The 23,126-nt window shown below is 57.5% G+C and carries 17 protein-coding genes and 2 tRNA genes; 11 read left to right on the top strand and 8 right to left on the bottom strand.

All coding sequences use genetic code 11. The features are described from left to right. Positions 1-2: 2 nt before the first annotated feature. The 5 genes from M3090_RS02985 to pnp form a co-directional block, all read right to left on the bottom strand. Positions 3-2,639 (bottom strand): calcium-translocating P-type ATPase, PMCA-type, encoded by a 2,637-nt coding sequence (locus M3090_RS02985; protein WP_249053906.1) that lies wholly within the window; start codon positions 2,637-2,639, stop codon positions 3-5. Positions 2,640-2,852: 213 nt separating this feature from the next. Further along, positions 2,853-7,019 (bottom strand): CHAT domain-containing tetratricopeptide repeat protein, encoded by a 4,167-nt coding sequence (locus M3090_RS02980; protein WP_249053905.1) that lies wholly within the window; start codon positions 7,017-7,019, stop codon positions 2,853-2,855. Between the two features lie 36 nt (positions 7,020-7,055). Next, positions 7,056-7,766 carry a hypothetical protein gene (locus M3090_RS02975; protein WP_249053904.1) on the bottom strand — a complete coding sequence of 237 codons (711 nt, stop codon included), beginning with the start codon at positions 7,764-7,766 and terminating at the stop codon, positions 7,056-7,058. A 46-nt stretch (positions 7,767-7,812) separates the two neighbouring features. Continuing rightward, entirely contained in the window at positions 7,813-8,949 is a 1,137-nt protein-coding gene (locus tag M3090_RS02970) for a hypothetical protein (RefSeq protein WP_249053903.1), read from the bottom strand. Positions 8,950-9,164: 215 nt separating this feature from the next. Next, the gene (gene pnp, locus M3090_RS02965) at positions 9,165-11,330 is read right to left on the bottom strand and encodes a polyribonucleotide nucleotidyltransferase (RefSeq protein ID WP_249053902.1); all 2,166 of its coding nucleotides are present in this window, start codon (positions 11,328-11,330) and stop codon (positions 9,165-9,167) included. Between the two features lie 316 nt (positions 11,331-11,646). On the opposite strand from pnp, the gene M3090_RS02960 reads away from it, so the two are divergent. The 3 genes from M3090_RS02960 to M3090_RS02950 all read left to right on the top strand — a co-directional run bounded on the left by M3090_RS02960 (position 11,647) and on the right by M3090_RS02950 (position 13,991). Continuing rightward, complete coding sequence (locus M3090_RS02960) at positions 11,647-12,807, top strand: TlpA disulfide reductase family protein (protein WP_249053901.1); 1,161 nt, start codon at positions 11,647-11,649, stop codon at positions 12,805-12,807. Between the two features lie 204 nt (positions 12,808-13,011). Next, entirely contained in the window at positions 13,012-13,476 is a 465-nt protein-coding gene (gene greA, locus M3090_RS02955) for a transcription elongation factor GreA (RefSeq protein ID WP_249053900.1), read from the top strand. Between the two features lie 125 nt (positions 13,477-13,601). After that, on the top strand, positions 13,602-13,991 hold the full coding sequence (locus tag M3090_RS02950) for an HIT family protein (protein WP_249053899.1): 390 nt from the start codon (positions 13,602-13,604) through the stop codon (positions 13,989-13,991). A gap of 114 nt (positions 13,992-14,105) precedes the next feature. Here M3090_RS02950 and M3090_RS02945 read toward each other — a convergent pair whose 3' ends face one another. Further along, entirely contained in the window at positions 14,106-15,191 is a 1,086-nt protein-coding gene (locus M3090_RS02945; protein WP_249053898.1) for a mannose-1-phosphate guanylyltransferase, read from the bottom strand. A 158-nt stretch (positions 15,192-15,349) separates the two neighbouring features. Here M3090_RS02945 and M3090_RS02940 point away from each other — a divergent pair. Further along, positions 15,350-15,433, top strand: a tRNA-Leu gene (locus tag M3090_RS02940). A 248-nt stretch (positions 15,434-15,681) separates the two neighbouring features. Here M3090_RS02940 and M3090_RS02935 read toward each other — a convergent pair. Further along, entirely contained in the window at positions 15,682-16,461 is a 780-nt protein-coding gene (locus tag M3090_RS02935; protein WP_249053897.1) for a hypothetical protein, read from the bottom strand. A 157-nt stretch (positions 16,462-16,618) separates the two neighbouring features. Between M3090_RS02935 and M3090_RS02930 the strand changes: the two genes are divergently transcribed. The 6 genes from M3090_RS02930 to M3090_RS02905 all read left to right on the top strand — a co-directional run bounded on the left by M3090_RS02930 (position 16,619) and on the right by M3090_RS02905 (position 22,200). Then, on the top strand, positions 16,619-16,831 hold the full coding sequence (locus M3090_RS02930) for a hypothetical protein (RefSeq protein ID WP_249053896.1): 213 nt from the start codon (positions 16,619-16,621) through the stop codon (positions 16,829-16,831). A 130-nt stretch (positions 16,832-16,961) separates the two neighbouring features. Further along, positions 16,962-17,120 (top strand): hypothetical protein, encoded by a 159-nt coding sequence (locus tag M3090_RS02925; RefSeq protein ID WP_249053895.1) that lies wholly within the window; start codon positions 16,962-16,964, stop codon positions 17,118-17,120. An 83-nt stretch (positions 17,121-17,203) separates the two neighbouring features. Beyond that, complete coding sequence (locus M3090_RS02920) at positions 17,204-17,797, top strand: hypothetical protein (protein ID WP_249053894.1); 594 nt, start codon at positions 17,204-17,206, stop codon at positions 17,795-17,797. 27 nt (positions 17,798-17,824) lie between these two features. Beyond that, the gene (locus M3090_RS02915; RefSeq protein ID WP_249053893.1) at positions 17,825-18,253 is read left to right on the top strand and encodes a hypothetical protein; all 429 of its coding nucleotides are present in this window, start codon (positions 17,825-17,827) and stop codon (positions 18,251-18,253) included. Continuing rightward, positions 18,187-19,533, top strand: a complete 1,347-nt coding sequence (locus M3090_RS02910; RefSeq protein WP_249054017.1) for an SGNH/GDSL hydrolase family protein — start codon at positions 18,187-18,189, stop codon at positions 19,531-19,533. Before M3090_RS02915 ends, M3090_RS02910 begins: the two co-directional genes overlap by 67 nt. A gap of 12 nt (positions 19,534-19,545) precedes the next feature. Further along, a complete protein-coding gene (locus M3090_RS02905) occupies positions 19,546-22,200 on the top strand; it encodes an alpha-L-rhamnosidase (protein WP_249053892.1) in 2,655 nt (884 codons plus the stop codon). Positions 22,201-22,285: 85 nt separating this feature from the next. On the opposite strand, the gene M3090_RS02900 is transcribed toward M3090_RS02905, so the two are convergent. Then, positions 22,286-22,372 (bottom strand) — tRNA-Ser (locus M3090_RS02900). 154 nt (positions 22,373-22,526) lie between these two features. On the opposite strand from M3090_RS02900, the gene M3090_RS02895 reads away from it, so the two are divergent. Further along, entirely contained in the window at positions 22,527-23,081 is a 555-nt protein-coding gene (locus M3090_RS02895) for a porin family protein (protein ID WP_249053891.1), read from the top strand. Positions 23,082-23,126: the final 45 nt, after the last annotated feature.

Genomic DNA, 23,126 nt, shown 5'->3' with positions numbered 1-23,126 from the left:
GTTTATTTTTGTCTCAGGCGTTTCGCCAGGCGGAACACTTCGCCCACCCAGAGCACCACCGACGTGCCGGCGATAATCAGCAGCCACGTCTGCCCGTCGAGCGGTTCGGTGCGGAACACCTTGCCGCCGAAGGTGACAATGATGAACTGCCCTACCAGGATGATGAGCGCCACGCTGAGCATGCCCAGCGCATGGCCGGCGTCCTTGAATATGGAGTGGTTCGTGCCGAACACGCTTGCGTTGAACAGGTTCCAGAACTGAAGCATGACGAAGACGGTGAAGAAGATGGTGAGGTAGCGTATGCTCATCTCGCCGTCGGCCTGCACCCCTCCGGGCAGTTGCTTGAAGTAGAACAGCATCCCCATCAGTATGGCCAGGAAGGCCAGCCCTACCCCGAAGATGTTGTTGCGCATGGTCGGCGTGATGATGAAGTCCGAACGTTTGCGGGGCTTCTCGTTCATCACGTCCATGCTGGGCGAGATAGAGGCCAGTGCCATCGCCGCGAAGGTATCCATGATGAGGTTCACCCAAAGCATCTGCGTGACGGTTAGTGGCAACGATGTTCCAAAGAAAGCACCCAACAGCACACTGAGCAGGGCCACTACGTTTATAGTAAGCTGGAAGACGATGAAGCGCTGGATGTTCTTGTACAGCGAGCGTCCCCACATGACGGCCGTCGCGATGCTGTGGAACGAGTCGTCCAGCAGGGTGATGTCGCTGGCCTCTTTGGCGACGGACGTTCCCGTACCCATTGAGAGGCCCACTTGGGCATGGTTCAGGGCCGGTGCGTCGTTGGTGCCGTCGCCCGTTACGGCGACGACGGCGCCCTTCTGCTGGAGCAGTTGCACCAGTCTTTGCTTGTCCATCGGCCGGGCACGGCTCATTACTTTCAGGTCCATCACACGGTCCAGGGCTTCTTCGTCCGACAGCGCGGCAAACTCTGTGCCCGTGATGCGGTTGCGCTCCGTGTCGCCCGGCTGCCAGAGGCCTATCTGGCGGGCAATCTCCGTGGCGGTGCCGGGGGTGTCGCCCGTGACAATCTTCACGCTGATGCCGGCCGACTGGCATTTCTTCACGGCGTCGGGCACGTCGGGGCGGATGGGGTCGCTGATGGCGAAGATGCCGAGGAAGGTCAGCCCGCCTTGGGCCACCAGTTCGGCACAGTCTTCGGAGGCACCCTTGTCGATGACTTTGTAGGCCAGTCCCAGGGTGCGCATGGCTTTGTTCTGGTAGGCCAGGAGTTGTTCGTTGTATCGGGTGATGGCTTCTTGCGGCAGGTTGCAGTGGCTCATGACGATTTCGGGTGCGCCCTTGACGTAGAGGATGCGCTGTTGCTGCAGGGGCGAGTCGACCAGCGTAGCCATGTATTTGCGCTCTGTCGAGAACGTGAGCTGGTTGACCACTTTGGCAGCGTCGCGCAGCTTCATGTAGTCTTGCCCGCGTTGGTTGAGCCAGAGCAGCAGTGCTATTTCGGTGGGGTTGCCCACGCCGGCGGGCTTTTCGCCTGTGGCTTTCTCTTCGAGGAAGGCCGTGGAGTTGGCGGCTATTCCTTCGGCAATGAGGTCGGGTTGGCTTTCGTCCAGTTGGGCGTCGTACACCTGCATGAGATTCTGTGTCAGTGTCCCGGTCTTGTCGGTGCAGATGACCGTGATGGCGCCCATCGTCTCGCAGGCGTGCATCTTACGCACCAGGTTGTTGGTCTTGAGCATGCGGCGCATGTTCAGTGCCAGGCTGAGGGTGACGCTCATGGGCAGTCCTTCGGGCACGGCCACGACAATCAGCGTGACGGCCATCATGAAGTATTTCAGCACGATGTCGGCAATGTCAAGCCATTGGTGCCAGTCCGTCACCTGGTTTGCCTGCAAGTAGGCGTAGAGGTCTTTCGAGGTGAAGATGATGAAGGTCAGTGCCGCGATGGTGAAGCCTGCCTTTCCGATGAGGTTGGCCAGTTTCGTAAGCTGGATGTTCAGCGGAGTCTGTTCCTGACTCTGTTCGGTGGCTTGCCGCGCCACTTTGCCTATTTCGGTGGCGTCGCCCACGCGCTCTACGACCATCGTGCCGTGCCCGTCGGTGATGGTGGTTCCCCTCATCACGCTGTCGGACGGGTACGTGGCTTCCTCGTCGAAGTCGGCTTCGTTGGTCGTCTTGTTCACCATCAGCTCTCCGGTCAGGCTCGATTCGTTGACTTGCAGCGAGACGGCTTCGATGAGCTGTCCGTCGGCCGGGACTTCCTCGCCGGTGTTCAGGATGACGATGTCGCCGACCACGATGTCCTTGCGGGGTATTTCGTGGACTTTGCCGTTTCGGATGACGGTGACGGGCGTCTCCTCACCCACCTGATTGAGCAGGTCGAACTTCTTGTTGGCGTCGTACTCGAAGTAGAAGCCGATGCCGGTGGCCAGGAAGATGGCGAAGAAGATGCCGATGGTCTCGGCGTACTCGTTTTTGGTGATGGAGATGATGAGCGAGAAGACTGCCGCTACCAGCAGGATGCGGATGACGGGGTCTTGGAATTTTTCTAAGTAGAGCTTCCACATGGAAGGGCGTTTGGGCGGGGTCAGCAGGTTGTCCCCATGTTCGGCGCGGCTTTGGCGCACCTGTTCGTCGTTCAGTCCGACGTGGTAATAGTTCTCTTTCATTGCGTTACAAATCCGTATGATTGGTTTCGTCGGCAAATGTACGATAATTAATTGGTATGGGTGAACGTATTAAATCTTTTTTTCTTTTCCGGGCGGTGCGGCCGGTGCAGATGGGCTGGCTGCACCGCCCGGAAGAGGCGGGCAAACGCTTCGGAGGAAGCGCGGCTGTTGTCCGGACGGGGCAGGGCTCTTGTGCGGGGCGGACCGGGCCGCTCAGTCGAGGGCGTCCAGCAGGATGAAGGCTGCCCAGAAGCGGGGCGATTGGTAGGGGCGGACGCGCTGTGTTCCGGCGGCTGCGGCCTGTTGCTGCAGTGCCTGCTGGCGGGCGTGGGCGGAGAGGGGGAGGCGGCCGCTCCGGGGGGTGACCTTTTGTTCGACTTCGTATTCGCGTACGTAGCGTTGGGCTTCGCGCAGCGACTCGGCCTTGCTCTGTCCGGCCGTGAGGTTGGCGTAGAAACGGGTCATCAGCAGTTGCGTGGCCTGGTCGTCCACCTTCCAGAGACTCATGAGCAGCGTCCGGGCACCGGCTTTCTTGAAGCCGCGTTGCAGGCCGAAGACGCCGTCGCCGGTGATTTCGCCCAGTCCCGTCTGACAGGCCGACAGCACCACCAGGTCGAGGCCGCGGAGGTCGAGGGTGGAAATCTCGCGCGCGGTCAGGATGCCGTCGTCCACGTCTGCCGGCAGAGGCTCGCCCTCGAGCGCGTGGTTCACGCCTGCAAAGAACAGTCCCGAGCGCGTCAGTGCCTTGTCTTCGACGTAGCGTGCCGTCTGTCCGGCTGTGTTGAGGAAGGCCAGGCGGTCGCCGATGGCTTGCGCCTCGCGCTCGGTCCAGTAGAAGCCGTGGGTGGCGATGTGCATCAGCCTCGTGCGCCGTCCCGACAGGGCTTTGAAGGAAGTCTCCGTGCCGGCGGTGTCGGTGTAGAGTGTGGCGTGCGTGCCGGCATTGCGGAGATGTGTCTCTATCTCTTCCGCTTCCGTGAGGGTGGCGGGCAGGTCTTGCAGCCCCGCGCGCAGGTTGAGCGAGTCGGCCAGGTGGAAGAGGGCGACGTCGGCCGTGCGCGTCGTGGCGGGACGTCGGCGGCTGTCGTTGACCAGGGTGGCGACGTCGGTGTCGTAGCGCAGGCCGCCGTAGAGGGCGGCTTCGTCGGCCGACTGCCCGTCTTGTGCCAAGGCCAGTTGGCGGGTGGAGGAGAGGCGGTAGAAGCGGTAGTGGTCGGACACGAGGAGCGAGTCGGCCCAGTGGGGCACGGACTCGATGGCGATGTTATACAGTTCGCCGTCGGGCGCGAAATACACGCGGTCGGCATCTTCCAACTCTTCCGCCAGGGGCTGCCACACCAGGCGTGCCACGTCCGGACGGTCGTAGTAGTGCGTTGCGCCGACGGCCTTCAGTTGCTTTTCTTCAAACAGCGGCACCATCCGCGGCGACCGGTCGCCCCGGCGCAGGCAATAGGCGGCGTACATCACCGAATCGCGCCCTGTGGCGAACGAGGCGAACTCCACGGCCACGTCGCGCTCGCCCAACCGCTGCTGCACCTGCTGCCAGTCGATGGCCAGGTTGCGGGTGAAGTCGCCGTAGGCCTTCGAGCGTTGCACTAAGGCACGTTCGAGCCGCTGCGCCTCCCGCTCCAGCGAGTCGGTGCTGAGGGCGCGTTCGGTCACGGGTTGTTCGTAGAGCTTGTTCAGTTGCAGGCGGAGTAGCTTCAGGTCGTTGTAGAGGGCTTCCACTTCGGCGTCGCCGCTCTCGGCCAGGAGGGTGCCCAGCTCAATTTCGCTGTTCAGCAGCAGGCCCTTGCTCAGCAGCAGGCCGTTGTAGGCGTTCGCGGCCAGTGAGTCGGAGGGGAAGGTGTAGGCGGCCTGGTGTATGAAGGGGGAGAACCAGTAGCGGTTCTTTTGCCAGAACTGGGTGCGCTCGGAGTTGGTCAGGTAGGCGAAGGTCTGGCGGATGTTGTCCGTTAGGCGTCGGGTCACTTCGTGGCACAGGGCTGTCGCCTCCGGGCGGTGGAGAAGTACCTCGTAGACGGCCAGTATTCCCAACTGGTTGATGTACTCGGCGTGTTGTTTGCCTACGGTGTTTTCGATTATCTTCAGTTCCTTCTTTTGCAAGTTGAGCGCCTCAGACGTTTTGCCGTGTAAAAGCTGATGCCCGGAAAGTATGCTCAGTGTTTTGGCGTAGTCTATGTGATTTTCTCGTCCATTCTTCTTTTGGATGGCCAGCGAGGCGTTGAGCAGGCGGACGGTGGCCGTATCGTTTCCCACCTTTTGGCTGAGCAGGGCCAGGTTGCTAAGCCCTGCGGCGAAACTGGGATGCGACTCACCCAATACTTCTTTTTGTATGTTCAAGGCACGGTTGTAACAGTCTATTGCAGTCTGGTCGTTCCCTTGCGACTGGTAGTAAAGGCCGAGGTTGTTCAGTGCCGTGGCATAGTCCGGATGCCTCTCGCCCAACACTTCTTTTTGTATGGCGGCGGCTTGTTCGGTCAGTCGGATGGCTTCCGGATAGTTGCCCAGCTCGAAATATACATTGCCCAAGTTGATCAGCGACTGGGCATAAAGCGGATGCTTCTCGCCAATGGCTACCTTTCGGATGCGCAAGGCTGCTGTATGGAGCTCGATGGCCTTTTGGTAATCGCCCGTCTGGTCGTAGTACATACCGAGGTTGCTCAGCAGCATGGCATAATTCGGATGATTCTGACCCAGCACTTTTTCTGCCCGTTGCAAGGCGTCGGCTCCTGTCCGGATGGCTTCCGGATAGGAACCCATGCGGAAATAGAAGTTGGCCAGGTTGTTGATGGTGGAAATGTAGTAAGGGTGCTCTTCGCCCACTGTTTTCTTCCGGATGTCGAGCGCTTTTCGTGTCAACCGGATGGCTTCCTGGTAGTTGCCTTGCCCAGCGTAGTATTCGGCCAGGTTGTTCAAGGACGTGGCACAATCTGGATGTTCATCGTCGAACAATTCTTGTTGGATGCCGAGTGCCTCCGTGCCCAACCGGACAGCTTCCTGATAATTGCCAGACTGGAAATAATACTGCGCCAGATTGCTCATCGAGCGGGCATAGTTAGGGTGCTTCACCCCGAGGACGTCTCGTTGAATGTCTACAGCTTCCTTGCCCAGCCGGATAGCTTCCGGCAGGTTTGCCAAAGCGACGTTGTAGCGTGCCAGTTCGTTCAATGCACCGGCATAGTCAGCCGTCTGCTTCCCTACGGTGGCTGACAGAATCTCCGCAGCCTGCGCGGCCATCTGCAAAGCCGTCCGGGCGTCGCCCGTGTCGAAGTAGTATTTCGATAACTTCGTCAAAGTCGCGGCATAGTCCGGATGCCGACCGCCTTGCACCTTCTGCCTCGTATCCAATGCCTTCCGGTTCAGCTCGATGGCTGCCGTATATTCGCCAAGGGCAGCTTTGTATTCACCTAAGTTCTCCAGGTAGGTCGCGTAGTTCTGGTTGTCTTCGCCCATTGCCTCTTTCTGTAGTTGCAGGACTTCTTCCCCCAAACGGACGGCTTCGGCGTATTCGCCTAAACTGAGGTGATAAATCGCCAAGTCGTTCACCGCCATGATGTATTCGTTGTTTTGTGTGCCTATGGTGGCTTTGCTGATGTCCACCACTTGTGTCTTCCATCGGATGGCTGCGCGGTAGTCGTTGGCGGCGGCAGCCGAGTCGGCCTTCGCCTGACAGACGGTTATTTTCCGGTAGCTTTCGTAGTGCGCAAGGTTTTCGGCCATGGTCTGGTAGTTGGGAGTATCCGTTCCCGCGACTTTTGCCCATACCTGCATGGCTTGCTGCACCAGGGCGATGGCCTTGGTATAGTCTCCCTGGAAGGCGTTGTAGACAGACTGCTGGTTCAGTGAAAGCGCATACCCGGTGCTTTCTCCTTCGGCTTCTTTGATGAACTGGCCGGCAGTCTGTTCCCATCGGAGGGCTTCTGCCCAGTCGCTGCGGTTGACTGCCGAATCGGCTTGAGCGCGGTAGTCATTCAGCCGGCCGAGTGCATGTTCCTTGATTTTCTGCGTGCTTTGTGCTACGAGGATATAATTCTCGTCTTGTTCGTTAGCACATTGTGTTATAATGTTCAAGGCTTGTGTCGCAAGGTTTAGTCCCTTGGCGGGTTCATTCGCGGCATCCAGGTAGCCGGCTATCAGCGTCAGTATCAGGGCATATTCCTGGCTTTCTTTCCCCAGCGAGTTCTCCACGATGTCCAGCACTTTCAGTTCCCACCCGATGGCGTCGTCGTAATTGTTCGCTGCAACGGCTGTATTGGCACGCTCCTGATAGGTGTTGATAAGGTGCGCGATAGAGTCCGCCTGCCCTCCCGCCTCTTGCGCACAGGCGGGACGGGCGAGCAGGCATAGCACACAGAGCAGGGTGATGATTCGTGACATGTTATTCTGTCGTTTATGTGCAAGAAGGGGCGTATGCTATTCGTTGCCGTATAATGTCCCGAACATCGCATCAAAGATTGAGTAGTCTTCTTCTACTTTCTCGTACCCGTACGTGAACAACAAGGTGTCTGCGGGAATCCATTCCCCTTGCCGCTCTGTGTAGATACGCAAGTCTCCGTTGTGCGTGGCGAAGCCTTTCTGGATTTTGGGCAGCTTGAAGCGTCCCGTCTTCCCTTGCAAGATGAAGCCTTCCTCGCTTTTGTCCTCCAGCGTCAGCGTGTCGCAGAGGATGTCGTTGCCCGCTATTTGATAGCGGTACCACTCTGTCTCATCTCCTTCTTTCACGTAACCGTCTTTGTAGCAGTACATGTTAGGCAGATATACGCTGAACGGGTAGACCGGGTAGGATACGATCGGACGGCCTATTTCGTTCCACTCTTGCCCTCCTTCTTGTACGGCAAGCTTGCCGTCGGGATGCTTGGGGACGCGGATTCCTACGGAGTCTTTGCGCAGGTAGTAATAATCCGCGTCGGAATCGTATTGGGTGTAATACTCTCCCGTATAAGAGCCATAGCGGGCAATGCCTACTTCCCATTTAAGGCTGTCTTTCGTCAGGAAACGGTCGGGAAAGGCATAGAACGCTGTCTCCGGTTCGGGTTCTACTTGGGCTTTCTGCTGTTGGCAAGCGGTGAAGGTACACAGCAGGACTGCGCTCAAAAGGATGCAGAGGGAAAAATGTTTCTTCATATATTTATAAAATGTAGGTTTGATGATTCTTTATGAAGTGTGGTTGTCACCGGCCGGGCGCAGCCTCGGGCTCCAGCCCCAGCTTGTCGATGACGTCCTGCGTGATGATGCCGGCGGGTGCTTGCAGGGTGGTGATGACCCACGAGCGGGTCAGCTCGTCCCATTTCTGGCTGGAGATGACCTGCCACGTCGTGTTCAGTAAACCTTCCTTGGGCTGCATCTTCTTGCGGCGCTTGCGGTCTTGCTTCCAGTTGGTGCGGTATTGGTCGGTGACGTCGCACGTTTCGCGCAGTTCGATGTCGAGCTTGTACTCGCCCGTGCCCCAACTGCTGCGGTACTGGTCGTTCTCGTCGCGGTAGCCCATGAACGAGCGGGGCACGATGAAGCTTTCGCCCACCACTTCGTAGCGAGGGGTTTCGCCCTCGGCACGGACGTAGCGCAGGTAGCCCCGTTTGTCCAACTGTTCGGGGCTGACGGGGATGGTGATGGTGAACGCGCCGAGTTCCTGGTCTTTCTGCAGTTGGACAACCTCGTTCATCCATGACGAGATGAGCCGGATGTTCATGCTGAGGGTGAAATTCTTCCGTTCGTCAAACGAGAAGGGGAGGTCCAGCGGCGTGTTGGGCAGGTTGGAGTGCAGCGGACTGACAATCAGGGTGTCGAGCACCAGCTCGAACTTGGAGTGCTTGATGATGCGGCTGATTTTCGACCGGTCTATATGGCAAGAGAGGTAGAACGCAGTATCACGGCCCTCCTTCCGCAAGCACCCGATGCCGTCAAAGCGCATACCCTTTGGGTCCATGGCTCCTTCGAAAGAGGTCTCTTTGTAGAAGTCGTTCAGTTCGGACACCGTACTGATGGTGGTCTGATACTGGTTTTCGGCCTGCACCGTCTTTTCCCACTCTTCTTTCTGTCGTGCGTTGCGGGTGACGAGCGAGGCAATGGCGTTGACGCCCAGGTCGATGAAGGAGGTGACGTAGCCCGAGGCGATGCCTTTGGCCGACTCTTTGCTGGCGTTGAACAGGTCGCCCAGGTAGCCCCGGGTGTTTTCTTCTTCGTATTGCCGGGCTATCTCTTGGGCCAGGTCGTCGTCGGTGTAGATGAATGTCTGGTATTCTACTTGTTGCGCCGTCGCGTGCAGGAAGGCGAGCGGCAGGATGAGGGAAAAGAGTATCTTTTTCATGTTAGGATGTGAAATAGGGCGTTAAGCGGTCGGTTGCCGTGTCTATGTGACATTCCGGGGCTTTTCGCCGTGTTATTTGTCCTTTAAAATTACGGAAAAAGTTGTTTGCCGCTTCCACTGGGGCCTCTTTTTTAACAAAATATTAACTTAAAAGAAAAGAGCCGCCTCCCGGTTGGGGGAGGCGGCTCGGTGTGATATGTTTCGCTGCGGGACGTTTACTTTTTCTCGTGGCGTCCTTTGCGTTCGGGCTTTTCGGTGTAGCCCTCGGGCTTGGGCAGCAGTACCTTGTGCGACAGTTTGAATTTGCCTGTCTTCGGGTCGATTTCCAGCAGCTTGACGTCGATTTCGTCGCCTTCTTTCCAGCCGGCTTCTTCGACGGTCTCGAGGCGCTTCCAGTCGAACTCGGAGATGTGCAAGAGGCCGTCCTTTCCTGGCAAGAACTCGACAAAGGCGCCGTAAGGCATGATGGAGCGAATCTTTCCGTGGTAGACTTCGCCTACTTCGGGGATGGCGACGATGGCCTTAATCATGCGCATGGCGTCGTCAATGCACTTCTTGTTCGTTCCGGCTATTTCGATGATGCCTTCGTTGCCCACTTCTTCAATGTTGATGATGGCACCGGTCTCTTCTTCCATGCCTTGGATGATTTTTCCGCCCGGGCCAATGACGGCGCCGATGAACTCTTTGGGGATGGTCATCGTTTCGATGCGCGGAGCGTGCGGCTTCAGGTCGGCGCGCGGTTCGGCGATACATTCGGTCAGTTTGCCCAGGATGTATTCGCGGCCTTCTTTGGCTTGGAGCAGGGCTTTCTCGAGGATGTCGTAGGAGAGCCCGTCGACCTTGATATCCATCTGTGTCGCGGTGATGCCGTTTTTCGTACCGGTCACCTTGAAGTCCATGTCGCCCAAGTGGTCTTCGTCGCCCAGAATGTCGGAGAGAACGGCGTATTTTTCCTCGCCCGGGTTCTTAATCAGACCCATGGCGATGCCGGACACGGGGTTCTTAATCTGGACTCCGGCGTCCATCAGCGCGAGTGTGCCGGCGCAGACGGTAGCCATGGAGGAGGAGCCGTTGGACTCGAGGATGTCGGACATGACGCGCACGACGTAGGGATATCCTTCGGGAATCTGTCCCTTCAGGGCGCGCCAGGCCAGGTGTCCGTGTCCTATCTCGCGGCGGCCTACGCCACGTTGCGCTTTGGCTTCGCCGGTGGAGAAGGGGGGAAAGTTATAATGGAGGAGGAAGCGCTCCTTGCCTTGGTTCAGGACGTCGTCGACAATCTTCTCGTCGTCCTTCGTGCCGAGGGTGACGGTGGCCAGGGCCTGCGTTTCGCCGCGAGTGAAGATGGCCGAACCGTGGGGGCCGGGCAGGGGGGATACTTCGCACCAGATGGGGCGGATTTCGGTGGTCTGGCGGCCGTCGAGTCGTTTGCCTTCGTCGAGGATGCAGCGGCGCATAGCCTCCTTTTCGACGTCATGGTAGTAGCGGTCGATGAGGGGGGCTTTTTCTTCGAGTTCTTCTTCGGTGAACTGTGCCTTAAATTCGTCGCAGATGGCGTCGAAGGCGTCCTGGCGTTCGTGTTTGTTGCGGTTGCCGCTGGCTGCGATGGCGTAGGCCTTTTCGTAGCATGCGTCGTGCACGGCTTTGCGGAGGTCTTCGTCGTTCACCTCGTGGTTGTATTCGCGCTTGACGGTGGAGCCGACTTCTTCGGCCAGTTCCATCTGTGCCTTACACATGGGTTTGATGGCTTCGTGTGCGGCTTTCAGGGCGGCGAGCAGGTCTTGCTCGGAGACTTCCTTCATCTCGCCTTCGACCATCATGATGTTTTCGTAGGTGGCTCCGACCATGAGGTCCATGTCGGCCTTCTCCAGTTGCTCGAAGGTGGGGTTGATGACGAACTGTCCGTCGATGCGTGCCACGCGCACTTCGGCAATGGGTCCGCCGAAAGGTATGTCGCTCACGGCCAGGGCTGCCGATGCGGCCAGTCCGGCCAGGGCGTCGGGCATGTCTACGCCGTCGGCGGAGAAGAGGATGATGTTTACGTATACTTCAGCGTGGAAATTGTCGGGGAAGAGGGGGCGCAGGGCGCGGTCTACCAGTCGGCAGGTCAGGATTTCGTAGTCCGAGGCGCGGCCTTCGCGCTTGGTGAAGCCGCCTGGGAAGCGTCCGAACGCCGAATACTTTTCTTTATACTCTACCTGCAGCGGCATGAAGTCTGTTCCGGGAACTGCATCTTTTGCGGCACAAACAGTCGCCAGCAGCATGGTGTTGCCCATGCGCAGCATCACAGCACCGTCTGCCTGTTTTGCCAGCTTTCCCGTCTCGAGTGTGATGGTTCTGCCATCGGCCAGCTCGATTGTCTTAACAATGGGGTTAATCATAAAAAAATTTTTGTTTCTGTTTCTCTAAAAAAATCGTGCAAAGATACATATTATTATCGGGCGGGGGAAGGAGAGAGCGATTAAAAGTTTATAAATGCGTGATTTTTCATTAATAATTGGCGCAAGAAGGGGGGAAATGCTTTGATTGAATGTGAAAAAACGTATCTTTGCAGCCTGTCAGCCGTTGTCGTGCGCGGGCGGTTTGCTTCGTGCGCGCACGGGCCGTGCCTGTTGCGGGCAGGGGCCGCGCTTCTGCCGGACAGTGGGCAGGGGGCCGGGCTGGCGCAGGAAACGATGAATCATAATGAATTGTGTAATGAATAAGAAGAATGTTTTTGTCATGTCGGCCGTGGCCGTCGTGATGGCCGCGTGCAGCACCGGGCCGCGGTTTGAGGTGGCGGGCGAGGTGACCGGCGCCGAGGGCAAGACCCTTTATCTGGAGGCTTCGGCCCTGACCGGCATCGTGCCCCTGGACTCGGTGAAGCTGAAGGCGGACGGTGCTTTCGATTTCAAGGCCGACCGCCCTGCCTCGCCCGAGTTCTACCGCCTGCGGGTGGAGGACAAAGTGATTAACCTGTCGGTCGACTCTACGGAGACCATCACCGTGCGAGCACCCTACGATGGCTTTGCCACGGCCTACACCGTGGAAGGCTCGGACAATTGCGAGAAAATCAAGCAACTCACCTTGATGCAGGCCGGCTTGCAGGAGCGCGTCAACCGCCTGACCGAGTCCATGCAGGCGCACGCCATCGGTGTGGACGACTTCCAGGACAGCCTGTCGCGCTGGATGCAGAACTATAAGTCGGAGGTGAGCACCCGCTACATCTACGCGGCTCCGAACACGACGGCTGCCTACTTCGCCCTCTTCCAGAAGCTGAACGGCTACCTCATCTTCGACCCCCTGAACAGCAAGCAAGACGTGCGCTGCTTTGCCGCCGTGGCCACCAGCCTGAACAACCGTTACCCGCATGCCGACCGCTCGCGCAACCTCTACAACATCGTCATCAAAGGCATGAAGAATACGCGCACGCCGCACCGCACGGCCCAGGCCGACACCACGCAGATTCAGGTGGAAGAGACGGGCGTCATCGACGTCAGCCTGCGCGACCTGCAAGGCAACACGCACCGCCTGACCGACCTGAAGGGCAAGGTGGTCATCCTGGACTTCACCATCTACCAGAGCGCCGCATCGGCCGCGCACAACTACATGCTGCGCGACCTCTACGACAAGTACGCAGCCCGCGGCCTCCAGATTTTTCAAGTGTCGCTGGACGCCGACGAGCACTTCTGGAAAACCACGGCCGACAACCTGCCCTGGATTTGCGTGCGCGACCCGCAAGGCGTCTACTCGGCCTACGCCTCGGCCTACAACGTGCAGAACCTGCCCACACTCTTCCTCGTCAACCGCAACAACGACCTCAGCCTGCGCGGCGAAGCCATCAAGAACCTGGAAGAAGAAGTGCAGAAACTGCTCTGACAACCGTCCGGCGGGCGTAAAAAATGCTTAATATGTCACAAAGCATCGTTTTTTGCTTGACACATATCCTATAAAAGCCTATCTTTGCCCCCGAAATACAAAAGAGGGTTCCGGCATGACACTCATGCCGGGATTCTTTTTTGTTTATATAAGAAACTACCGTAAAGAACATTAAAAACAAAAAACTATCAGGAGGAACAAACTATGGCTTATATGTCAGAAGAAGGCTACAACAAACTGCTGGCCGAATTAAAGCACTTGGAGGCGGTGGAACGCCCCAAAGTAATAGCCGCCATCGCCGAGGCGCGCGACAAAGGCGACCTGTCTGAAAACGCCGAATACGATGCCGCCAAAGAAGCACAAGGCATGCTCGAGGCAAAGATAGCGAAGCTGAAAGCCACGATTGCCGATGCCAAAATCATCGACGAGTCCAAGCTGAAGACCGACACCGTGCAGATTCTGAACAAGGTGGAACTGAAAAACGTGAAGAACGGAGCCAAGATGACCTACACCATCGTCTCCGAAAGCGAAGCCAACCTGAAAGAAGGCAAAATCTCGGTCAACACCCCCATCGCACAAGGACTGCTGGGCAAGAAAGCCGGCGACGTGGTCGAAATCAAAGTCCCCCAGGGCATGATTAAACTCGAAATCCTAAGCATATCTTTCTAACAAGATGAAAAATGAAGAATGACAGCCATACGCGCCACAGGCCGATGCCTCATTCTTCATTTTTTTCATCCCTGCCCCCGGCATCCCCGACGGCATACACACCTTATTATATATATACAGCAACTATGACGATATTCAGCAGAATCATTGCAGGCGAGATACCCTGCTACAAAGTGGCCGAAGACGACAAGTTCTTCGCCTTCCTCGACATCAACCCCCTGGTGAAAGGACACACCCTCGTCGTGCCCAAACAAGAAGTGGACTACATCTTCGACCTGAGCGACGAAGACCTGGCCGCCATGCACGTCTTCGCCAAGAAGATAGCGCTGGCCATCGGACGCGCCTTCCCCTGCCGGAAAGTAGGCATGGCCGTGCTGGGACTGGAAGTGCCCCACGCACACATACACCTCGTGCCCATGCAGAGCGAGCAAGACATGCGCTTCTCCAACCCCAAACTGCAACTGACCGACGAAGAGTTCCGCGCCGTGGCCGAAGCCATCCGCGCACAACTCTGAGCACCCGACGGCTTCCTCCACCGCAAAACGAACAGGGCGGCTTCACCTCGGTGAAACCGCCCTGCCTGTTTGCAGCGGCGCAAGCCCCCGGCGGGACACACGCCCCGGCCGGCATCAGATGTAATCCTCGCCCAGCTTCATCTGCGTATCGTTCACATACTTGCGGATGGCATGCTCTTCATCCTTCTTGCAGATAAGCAGCACATTGTCCGACTCGGCCACCAGGTAACCCTCCAGCCCGTCGATGACAGCCAGCTTGCCGCTTGGTATCGTCACAATGTTGTCGCGGCAGTTATACAACAGCGTCTGGCACTTCAGCACCACGTTGCCGTTCATATCCTTCGGCGAAAGGTCATACAGCGAACTCCACGTCCCCAGATCCGACCAGCCGAAATCGCCCAGCGACACATACACGTTGTCCGCCTTCTCCATCACCCCGAAGTCGATGGACACATTCGGGCAAGCCGGGAAATTCTCCTCGATAAACTGCTGCTCCTCCGGCGTCCCATACACCTTCTCGCCCGGCGCCAGCTTGGCCGTCAGCTCGGGCAACAGCAGCTCGCCCGCCCGGATGATGCTGTTCACGTTCCACATGAACAACCCCGAGTTCCAGTAAAACTCACCACTTTCGACGAACACCTTCGCCAGCTCCAGTTCGGGCTTCTCCGTGAACGTCTTCACCTTGTAGAAGTTCTCGCCCACCGGCTCGGCAATCTGTATATAACCATAGCCCGTCTCCGGACGGTTCGGCTTGATGCCCAGCGTCAGCAGCTTATCCGACTTCGACACAAACTCCAGACCCTTCTCAATGGCATCCAGAAACTCCCCTTCCTTCAGAATCAGATGGTCCGACGGCGCCACCACGATGTTAGCGTTCGGATGCATGGCCCTGATGTGGTACGACGCCCACGCAATGCACGGCGCCGTGTTCCGGCGCGTCGGCTCCAGCAGGATTTGTTCCGGCGAAAGCTCAGGAAGCTGCTCCTTCACCAAGTCGGCATACATGGCGTTCGTCACAATCAGGATGTTTTCCACCGGGATAATCTTCCGGAAGCGGTCAAACGTCTGTTGCAACAACGAGCGTCCCGTCCCGAAGAAATCCAGAAACTGTTTGGGTAGCGTCTTGCGGCTGAACGGCCAGAAACGGCTTCCTATTCCTCCGCCCATAATCACGCAAAAATTATCTTTATTAGCTGCCATACGATATAGTTTTAGAAAGTTTCCGCTAAAGTACATTATATTTCCTTATTTCCGACTTCTCGTGCTTCATTTTCTTGTTTTTTTCGCCTTTTTTTAGGAAAAGTATTGCAGGTTCCGGAAAAAGCCGTATCTTTGCACCGCAATTGAGAAAACAAGTTGCCCAGATGGCGGAATCGGTAGACGCGCTGGTCTCAAACACCAGTGGATTCACTTCCATCCCGGTTCGACCCCGGGTCTGGGTACAGGATGAAGTCCGGTAATCGTTGATTACCGGACTTTGTTTTTTCTGTCTCCTGCCGGGCGGTGGCGCGGGTGGCGGACTTTGTTGCTTGGGGCGTGCGTAGCGGTCGTTGTTGGTGATGTGTTTCTGTGGCTCTTTGTTGCTTGGGGCGTGGTTCTTGTCCGGCGGAGGGGCGGCTCTTGTCCGCAGGGGGCACGGCTCTTGTCCGGGGGAGGGACGGCCGTGGCGGAGTGCCTGTCTCGGGGTGGTTTATGGGTGGAGGTTTTCTGTTTCGTAGCTGCGGATGATGTCGATGAGGCTGTCTACATATTCTCCGCGGGGCAGCACGCGCTGGTTGGGGTGGTAGGCGTCAATCAGCAGGCGGCCGCCGCGCACGTAGGTGTGGAAGGCGTGGTCGCCGTACACTTGGTCGGGCTGTGCGGCTCCTGGGGCCAGGTCGTTCTTGAAATAGCGGAAGGTGTTGCCGAAGACGATGACTTGCGGGTCGTACACTTCTATCTGCCGGAGCAGGATGGGGCGCCATCGTTCGTATAGTTCCTGCAATTGTCCGTCGTCTGTCTGCGTCAGTGCCGGCATCTTGCTGACGTTGATGTAGGCTATCCTTTTCAATACTTGTGCCATCTGCTTGTCGTCCCGAATCCAATCCATTTCCTGCCAGTGTTTTCCGGCGAACAGGCCGTGCATGGCGTAGATGATGGACTGCCATGTGCGGTTGGCCCAGGCGTTGCCGTTGTCGAAGGCTTCGAACATGTTCCAGCCTCCGCCCGAGGGGGTGCCGCCTTCTGTTTCGTCGTAGGGTTCTTTCAAGACCCACATCACGCGCGTGCCGCTCAGGTAGGCTTCGAGGGTGGAGAGGTCGGCGGCTTCGGTTCCGGCTTTGGGTTCTGGCACGTAGATGCCGTCGGGGATGGGCCACAGGTTGTCGTTGGACAGGCCCAGGCGTCGGGCGTGGGCGTAGATTTCGTCGATGAGTTGCCGTTGGGCGCGGCAGAGTGCTTCGGCGGCGGGGGAGGGATGGTGCTGTTTCATGTGTCTGATGTTTTAGGGTTTACCGGTTGTTTCCGGCAAAGATACGTTTTCTTTCTCCGTGCTCTGTCCGACGACTGTTAAATAAATAGATATGAACCATTATGAACTTGACGCGTGTGGCCGGATGCTGTAATTTTGAACGGTAAAAACGGAAGATATGTATAGAGGCATCAAGACATTCCAATGCGCCCGTTGCGGCGAGCGTTTCCAGGCACCCGACGTGGAGTATATGGCGACCGCCCTGTCCATGCCGCAGCCGTGTCCCAAGTGCGGCAGTCTGCAGACGCGGCCGGCCGGTCTGCTGGGACGGTTGTCGGAGGGGGCGTACCGGAAGGTTTGGGCGAGGATGGAGAAAGGACGGGAAGAATAAAACCAATAAATAATAGATATGGGAAAAGTGACCGATTACAGTTCCTACGGTAGTAATTATTCGGAATCCAAGCTGTGGGATAAAATTAAGCAAGTGGCTCGGAAGGCGGGCATCAAAGTGGTTTCCGGACATGACGCCGGGCGTTGGTTATACCGACGACATGGCCGCGTTGCTGTGGGCGTTGCACGCAGTGTGGTCCAACGTCACGCCGGAAATAGAAAAGAAAGCCAAAGCCCGCCTCCGCGAGTGGTTCGGAGAGGTGCGCGAAGAAGAGTTGAAGCTGTTTTGAGCATCTCTGTTTGAAGATTTTCCGCCCTTGTGCCCCCGTTTGGCACAACACCCCCTTTCTTTTGCAGAAAAATCGTAAAGCCTATGGATACGAACTCCCCCTCAGAGATATTCCCCTGCTCAGACTTGGACAGGCGCGAGCGCGTCTGGTATTTCGCCGACTATGCCGCGGGTGCCTGCCTCCCGCTGCTGGAGGGCTTCATGCGCCACGCCCGCATCCCCGACGGACTGAGGCCGGCGTGTGAAGAAGCCGTGTTCGCCCTCCGCCACATCCTCGACCGCAACGAGCAGGACGACCGGCCGACGGACGCCGAAACAGCCTCCCGCGTACTCTACGGCCTGCACCACTTCGCCGTCTGCCTGCCTTTCCTCAATGCCGAATACATGTTCGTGGACGACGAGGACTATGCGCAGACCAACCGCCAGATGGCCCGGAGGATACTGCCGACGCTGAGAGCCTTCGCGGACCACACGCAGTTTCCGCCCGCTTACTTCAGCAGAATCTACATGGACCTGGAGGACGAGTGCGCCCACTGGGACGCGGCGTTGAACGAAATGATATTTGCCTTCGAGTGCCTGGAAGACCCCGCACGCCACCACAACGAACCGAGCCTGAAACGCATGCGCACCGGGCTACACCTGTTTGCCGAGTACTGGCAGGAAATGTACAACCTCTGACCCGGTGGCAGAAAAAACGGAACAACCATGAGCCTGAAATACAGAGACGGATACCTCTGCGGCTACGAGAACCTGGAACCGCTGCCGGTGGAGATACTGGAAGACATAGTCCTGCGCATCGCCGCCGACGACTACTTGAGCCGCGATGCCAAGGAAGACCTGCTGAAAGAGTATTTGGAAGAGAGGAAGCATAAACTGGACAAGGCTTTCCGCTACACCGACGAAAACCTGGCCCGCCTGCGCGAGATGAATGTCTTGATTGAACAGCAGAGCATCGAAGCCTTCCGTATGGCCTCTCGCGTCTACCTCGACGAACAGGCTGAGAATGTCTCTTTCTCCCAGGCAAAGCGCTCGGAAGTAAAACACCCCGATCCACTCCCGATGGCTTCCTGTGCGCAGGCGCATCGGCCCAAACCATTAAACCTTTTCAGGACGGCGAACGCGCCGTGTTCTTAGGCAACAGTATCACCGATGGCGGACACTACCATTCGTACATCTGGCTTTACTACATGACCCGCTTCCCAAACATGAACATCCGCGTCTTCAACGGTGGCATCGGCGGCGACACGGCGGGCGACATGCTCGAACGCTTGGACGGAGACATCTTCTGCTTGGAGCCGACGACGCTGATGGTCACGTTCGGGATGAACGACTCTGGCTATTTCGAGTACAACGGCGATAACCCGAAAGCCTTTGGCGAGCAGAAGTACCAAGAGAGCGTCAGCAACTTCGACAAGATGGCTGCCCGCTTCAAGGAACTGCACGGCACGCGCCTGGTCATGGTCGGCACCTCGCCGTACGACGAGACGGTGCAGATGAAGGACAATACGCCTTTCCGGACAAAGAACGAAACCATCAAGCGGCTGGTGGCTTACCAGAAGCAGGTGGCCGCCGAAAACGGCTGGGAATTTACGGACTGGAACGAGCCGATGGTGGCCATCAACCAGCGGGAGCAGGTCAAGGACCCGGGATTCACGCTGTGCGGCAGCGACCGAATCCATCCTGACAACGACGGTCACATGGTGATGGCTTACCTCTTCCTGAAGGCGCAAGGCTTTGCCGGGAAACCCGTGGCAGAGATGGAACTGGACGCTCGTGCCCGGAAAGCAGTCAAGGCTGAGAACTGTAGCCTGAGCAACATCGAACGCAACGGACGCGACTTCAGCTTCGACTACCTGGCCGAAGCACTGCCTTACCCGCTCGACACCATACCCCGGGGATGGATGCAGCGCAAGTCGCAGGCCGACGCCACGAAGCTCGTGCCCTTCATGGACGAAATGAACCAAGAGCTGCTGAAGGTATCGGGCCTGAAGGCCGGTAACTATAAGCTGCTGATTGACGGGCAGGAGGTGAACACCTATACCGCTGCCGAGCTGGAAAAAGGCGTCAATCTGGCGGCCGAGACGAAAACGCCCCAATACCAGCAGGCGTTGGCGGTGATGCATCTCAACGAGATACGCTGGGAAATCGAGCGCACCATGCGCGAGTATGCCTGGACGCAGTTCAGCTTCTTCCAGAAACACGGGCTGCTGTTTGCCAACGACCGCAAGGCCCTCGACGTGATGGACGAGTATGTGGAAAAGGACGGATGGGTGAAAGGCCACCGCGATAACTACACGCGCCACATGTTCCAAACCGTGCGCGACGCCCGTCAGGAAGAGATGGATGTGATGATTGACAAGATTTATGAAATCAACAAGCCGGTGACGCGCCGCGTCGTGTTGCGCCGGATGTAAAGGATGCCGCTCATGAAGAAAGCTTTTTTATCACTCCTGTTGTGCTTGGCGGGCGTGTGGCAGGCGGCAGCCGCCTCCATCTGGCTGGCGGACTTGCGCTGCGAGAACCTGACCAACCCGCTGGGCATTGACAACACCGCCCCGCGCTTCAGTTGGAAAGTGCTGGCTTCCGATGGCTCGATGAGCCAGCACGCCTACCAGATTCAGGTGGGCACAGACAGCGTGCGCCTGGCCCAAGGCCGGGCAGACCTGTGGGACACGGGCCGGGTGCAGTCTGATGCTTCGGTGATGGTGCCCTACGGGGGCCGGGACCTGAAGTCGCGGATGCTGTGTTATTGGCGTGTGCGCGTGACCGACGAACAAGGCAACCAGTCCGACTGGAGCCCGGTGCAACGCTTTGCCGTCGGTATTCTGGAAGAAGAAGGAGACGCCCTGAAGGGGAAGTTCATCAGCTTGGCGGGGGAGAAGGTCTCTGCCCCCCTGCTGCGGAAAAAGTTCCGGGTGGACGCCTTGTCCACCGCCTTCTTGCACGTCGCTTCCTTGGGTTACCATGAAGCATACCTGAACGGCCGCAAGGTGGATGCCTCTGTCTTGGCGCCGGCAGTCTCCCAGTTGGATAAACGCTGCTTGATAGTGACCTATGACGTCACCTCTCTCTTGAAGCCGGGCGAGAACGAATTGCTCTTGTGGATAGGGAAGGGCTGGTACAAGCAGACCACCTTCAAGGCCGAACACGACGGGCCGGTGGTCTGTGCCGAGTTGTCTGCCTTGAACAAGAAGGGTGGCTGGGATACGCTCGTGGCGACGGACGATACCTGGCAAGGCCGCGAGAGCGGGTACAGCGATACCGGCTCCTGGAACGCATTGCAGTTCGGCGGCGAGCGGATTGACGCCCGTCAGTTGCCGCTTTCCCTGACGTCCGCCGGGCTGGATAAGCTGGCTTGGGAGAATACTGCCGAAATAAACGTCGCTTCCCGTCGGTTGACCCCGCAAATGTGCGAGCCGAACAAGGTGCAAGAGACGCTGTCACCCAAAAGCATCACGCTCTTGGAGAATGGCACGTGGCTGGTCGACATGGGGAAGGTCCTGACCGGATGGTTCGAACTGCAGATTCCCTCGTTGCCTGCCGGGCACGAACTGAAGGTCTCTTACAGCGATTTCATGAAACCTGACGGGACGATTGAAGAGCAGGGAGAAAGCGACATCTACGTGGCATCTGGCCGGACGGCTGACCTGTTCTGCAACAAGTTCCACCACCATGCATTCCGCTATGCGAAGATTTCCGGCCTGCCCTGTAAGCCGCAGCCGGCGCAGGTCAAGGCCTATCTGGTGCATGGGGATTACCGCCCGGCATCTACCTTTGTCTGCTCGGACCGAGACCTGAATGCCATACACGACATGGTGAACTATACTTTGCGCTGTCTGACTTTCAGTGGATACATGGTGGACTGCCCCCATCTGGAGCGCACCGGTTATGGCGGCGACGGTAACTCATCCACGCAAGTCTTCCAGACCATGTACGATGCGGCTCCCACCTACCTGAACTGGCTGCAGGCCTGGGAAGATGTCATACAGCCGGACGGTGGCTTGCCCCATGTCGCCCCGGCGGGCGGCGGAGGCGGCGGCCCTTATTGGTGCGGATTCATCGTCTTGGCTCCGTGGCGCACTTATCTGAACTATGGCGACAGCCGCCTGCTGGAACGTTGTTACGACGACATGAAGGCGTGGATGGGCTATGTGCGCAAGTATATGGTGGACGGCCTGTTGCAGCGCTGGCCGGATACCTCTTATCGCGGCTGGTACTTGGGCGACTGGCTGGCTCCGATGGGAGTGGACAGCGGCAACCAGGCCTCGATAGACTTGGTGAACAACTGCTTCATCAGCGACTGCTTAGGGGCTTTGTGCCGCGTGGCCGGGGCTTTGGGCCGGGCGGATGAGGCCAAAGACTTTGCCGCGCAGAAAGAAGCGCTGAACAAACGCATCCACCAGGCTTTCTACAAAGCGGAGGAACACATCTATGCCACCGGCTCGCAGCTCGACATGACCTACCCGATGCTGGTGGGCGTGGTGCCGTCCGAACTCTATGCTTCGGTCAAAGATGAGATGGAACGACGCACCGCAGAGCAATACCGGGGGCACATCGGTGTCGGCCTGGTAGGAGTCCCCATCTTGACAGAATGGGCCGTGCAGAACCGTGCAGCGGACTGGATGTACCGTTTGTTAAAGCAACCGGACTATCCCGGCTACCTGCACATGCTGCTGAATGGTGCTACGACCACTTGGGAATATTGGAGCGGAGAGCGCAGCCGTGTGCACAATTGCTACAACGGCATCGGAAACTGGTTCTACCAAGCCATCGGAGGCATCAGGCCTGATGCGGACAAGGCGGGGTATAAGCATTTCTTCATAGAGCCGCAGATTCCCCAAGGTGTCACTTGGGCTCATACGACGAAGGACACTCCTTATGGCACGGTGGTCGTGAACTGGGCTTTGAAAGACGGCGGACTGAAGGTGCATGTCTCCATCCCCATCGGTTCGACAGCCGATTTGCGCTTGCCGGGGAACGCCTCTCTTTGCAAGGTCAACGGCGAGGACGTTGCCTTGCCGGAGGGCTCCCTGCGCCTGGAGGCCGGCGTTTATGACATAGAAGCCTCTCTCTCGGACTGAGCCGTCCTGTCGGCAGAGCATAAAAAAAGGAACCGGAGTTTTTCACTCCGGTTCCTTTTTTTGTTGCCCGCAGGCAATTCTTTTGCGGAAAGACAGGGATTCGAACCCTGGGAACAGTTGCCCGTTCACCGCATTTCGAGTGCGGCCCGATCGACCACTCCGGCATCTTTCCTTGCTTAAGGCGGTGCAAAGGTAGCTTCTTTTGCGATAAGTTGTATGCTTTGGGACCTTTTTTTTGCCGAAGGAGACATTTTTTTGTCCGGAAGGGCGAGGAAGTGCGGGAAAAATACATATATTTGCCACAAACTTTAAAGACAAATATGGATATGAAGAGAGTATTTATTTTGTTGGTTGTGGCCGTGTGCTGCACCTTCGTAGTGATGCCGGCTGCCCAGGCACAGCTTCTGCGCTGGGGTGTGAAAGGCGGAGTGAACGTGACTAAGTTGGACTTCGATGATTATAAGGACAAGATGGCTGGCTTTTTCATAGGGCCGATGGCTGAGATGACGATTCCCGTTGTCGGCTTGGGGCTGGATGCATCGTTGCTGTTCTCGCAAAAGGGCATCAAGGCGGATTCGGACGACAGGAAGCAGGTGGGACTGGACATCCCGGTCAACCTGAAGTACACCTTCGGATTGGGGAGTATGCTGGGCATCTTCATTGCTGCAGGCCCGGACTTCTTCTTCGATTTCAAGAGCGACCCGGACGGTGTGGATAGAAAGAAAGCGCAGGTAGGCATCAACGTGGGCGCCGGCGTGAAGCTGATTAACCATTTGCAGCTCGGCGTGAACTATAACATTGCTATGGGCGACCACTTCACGTGGGACGGCGATGGGGCTAAGGACAAGACTTGGCAAGTGTCTTTGGCTTACCTCTTTTGATGAGATTTAACATTCGGATAGAGCCGAAGCATTCCTTCTGAACGC

The sequence above is a fragment of the Bacteroides sp. ET71 genome, from assembly GCF_023336905.1.
Classification (GTDB): domain Bacteria; phylum Bacteroidota; class Bacteroidia; order Bacteroidales; family Bacteroidaceae; genus Bacteroides.
Note: the sequence above shows the minus strand (reverse complement) of the source record. Positions and strands in the feature narration are given on the sequence as shown.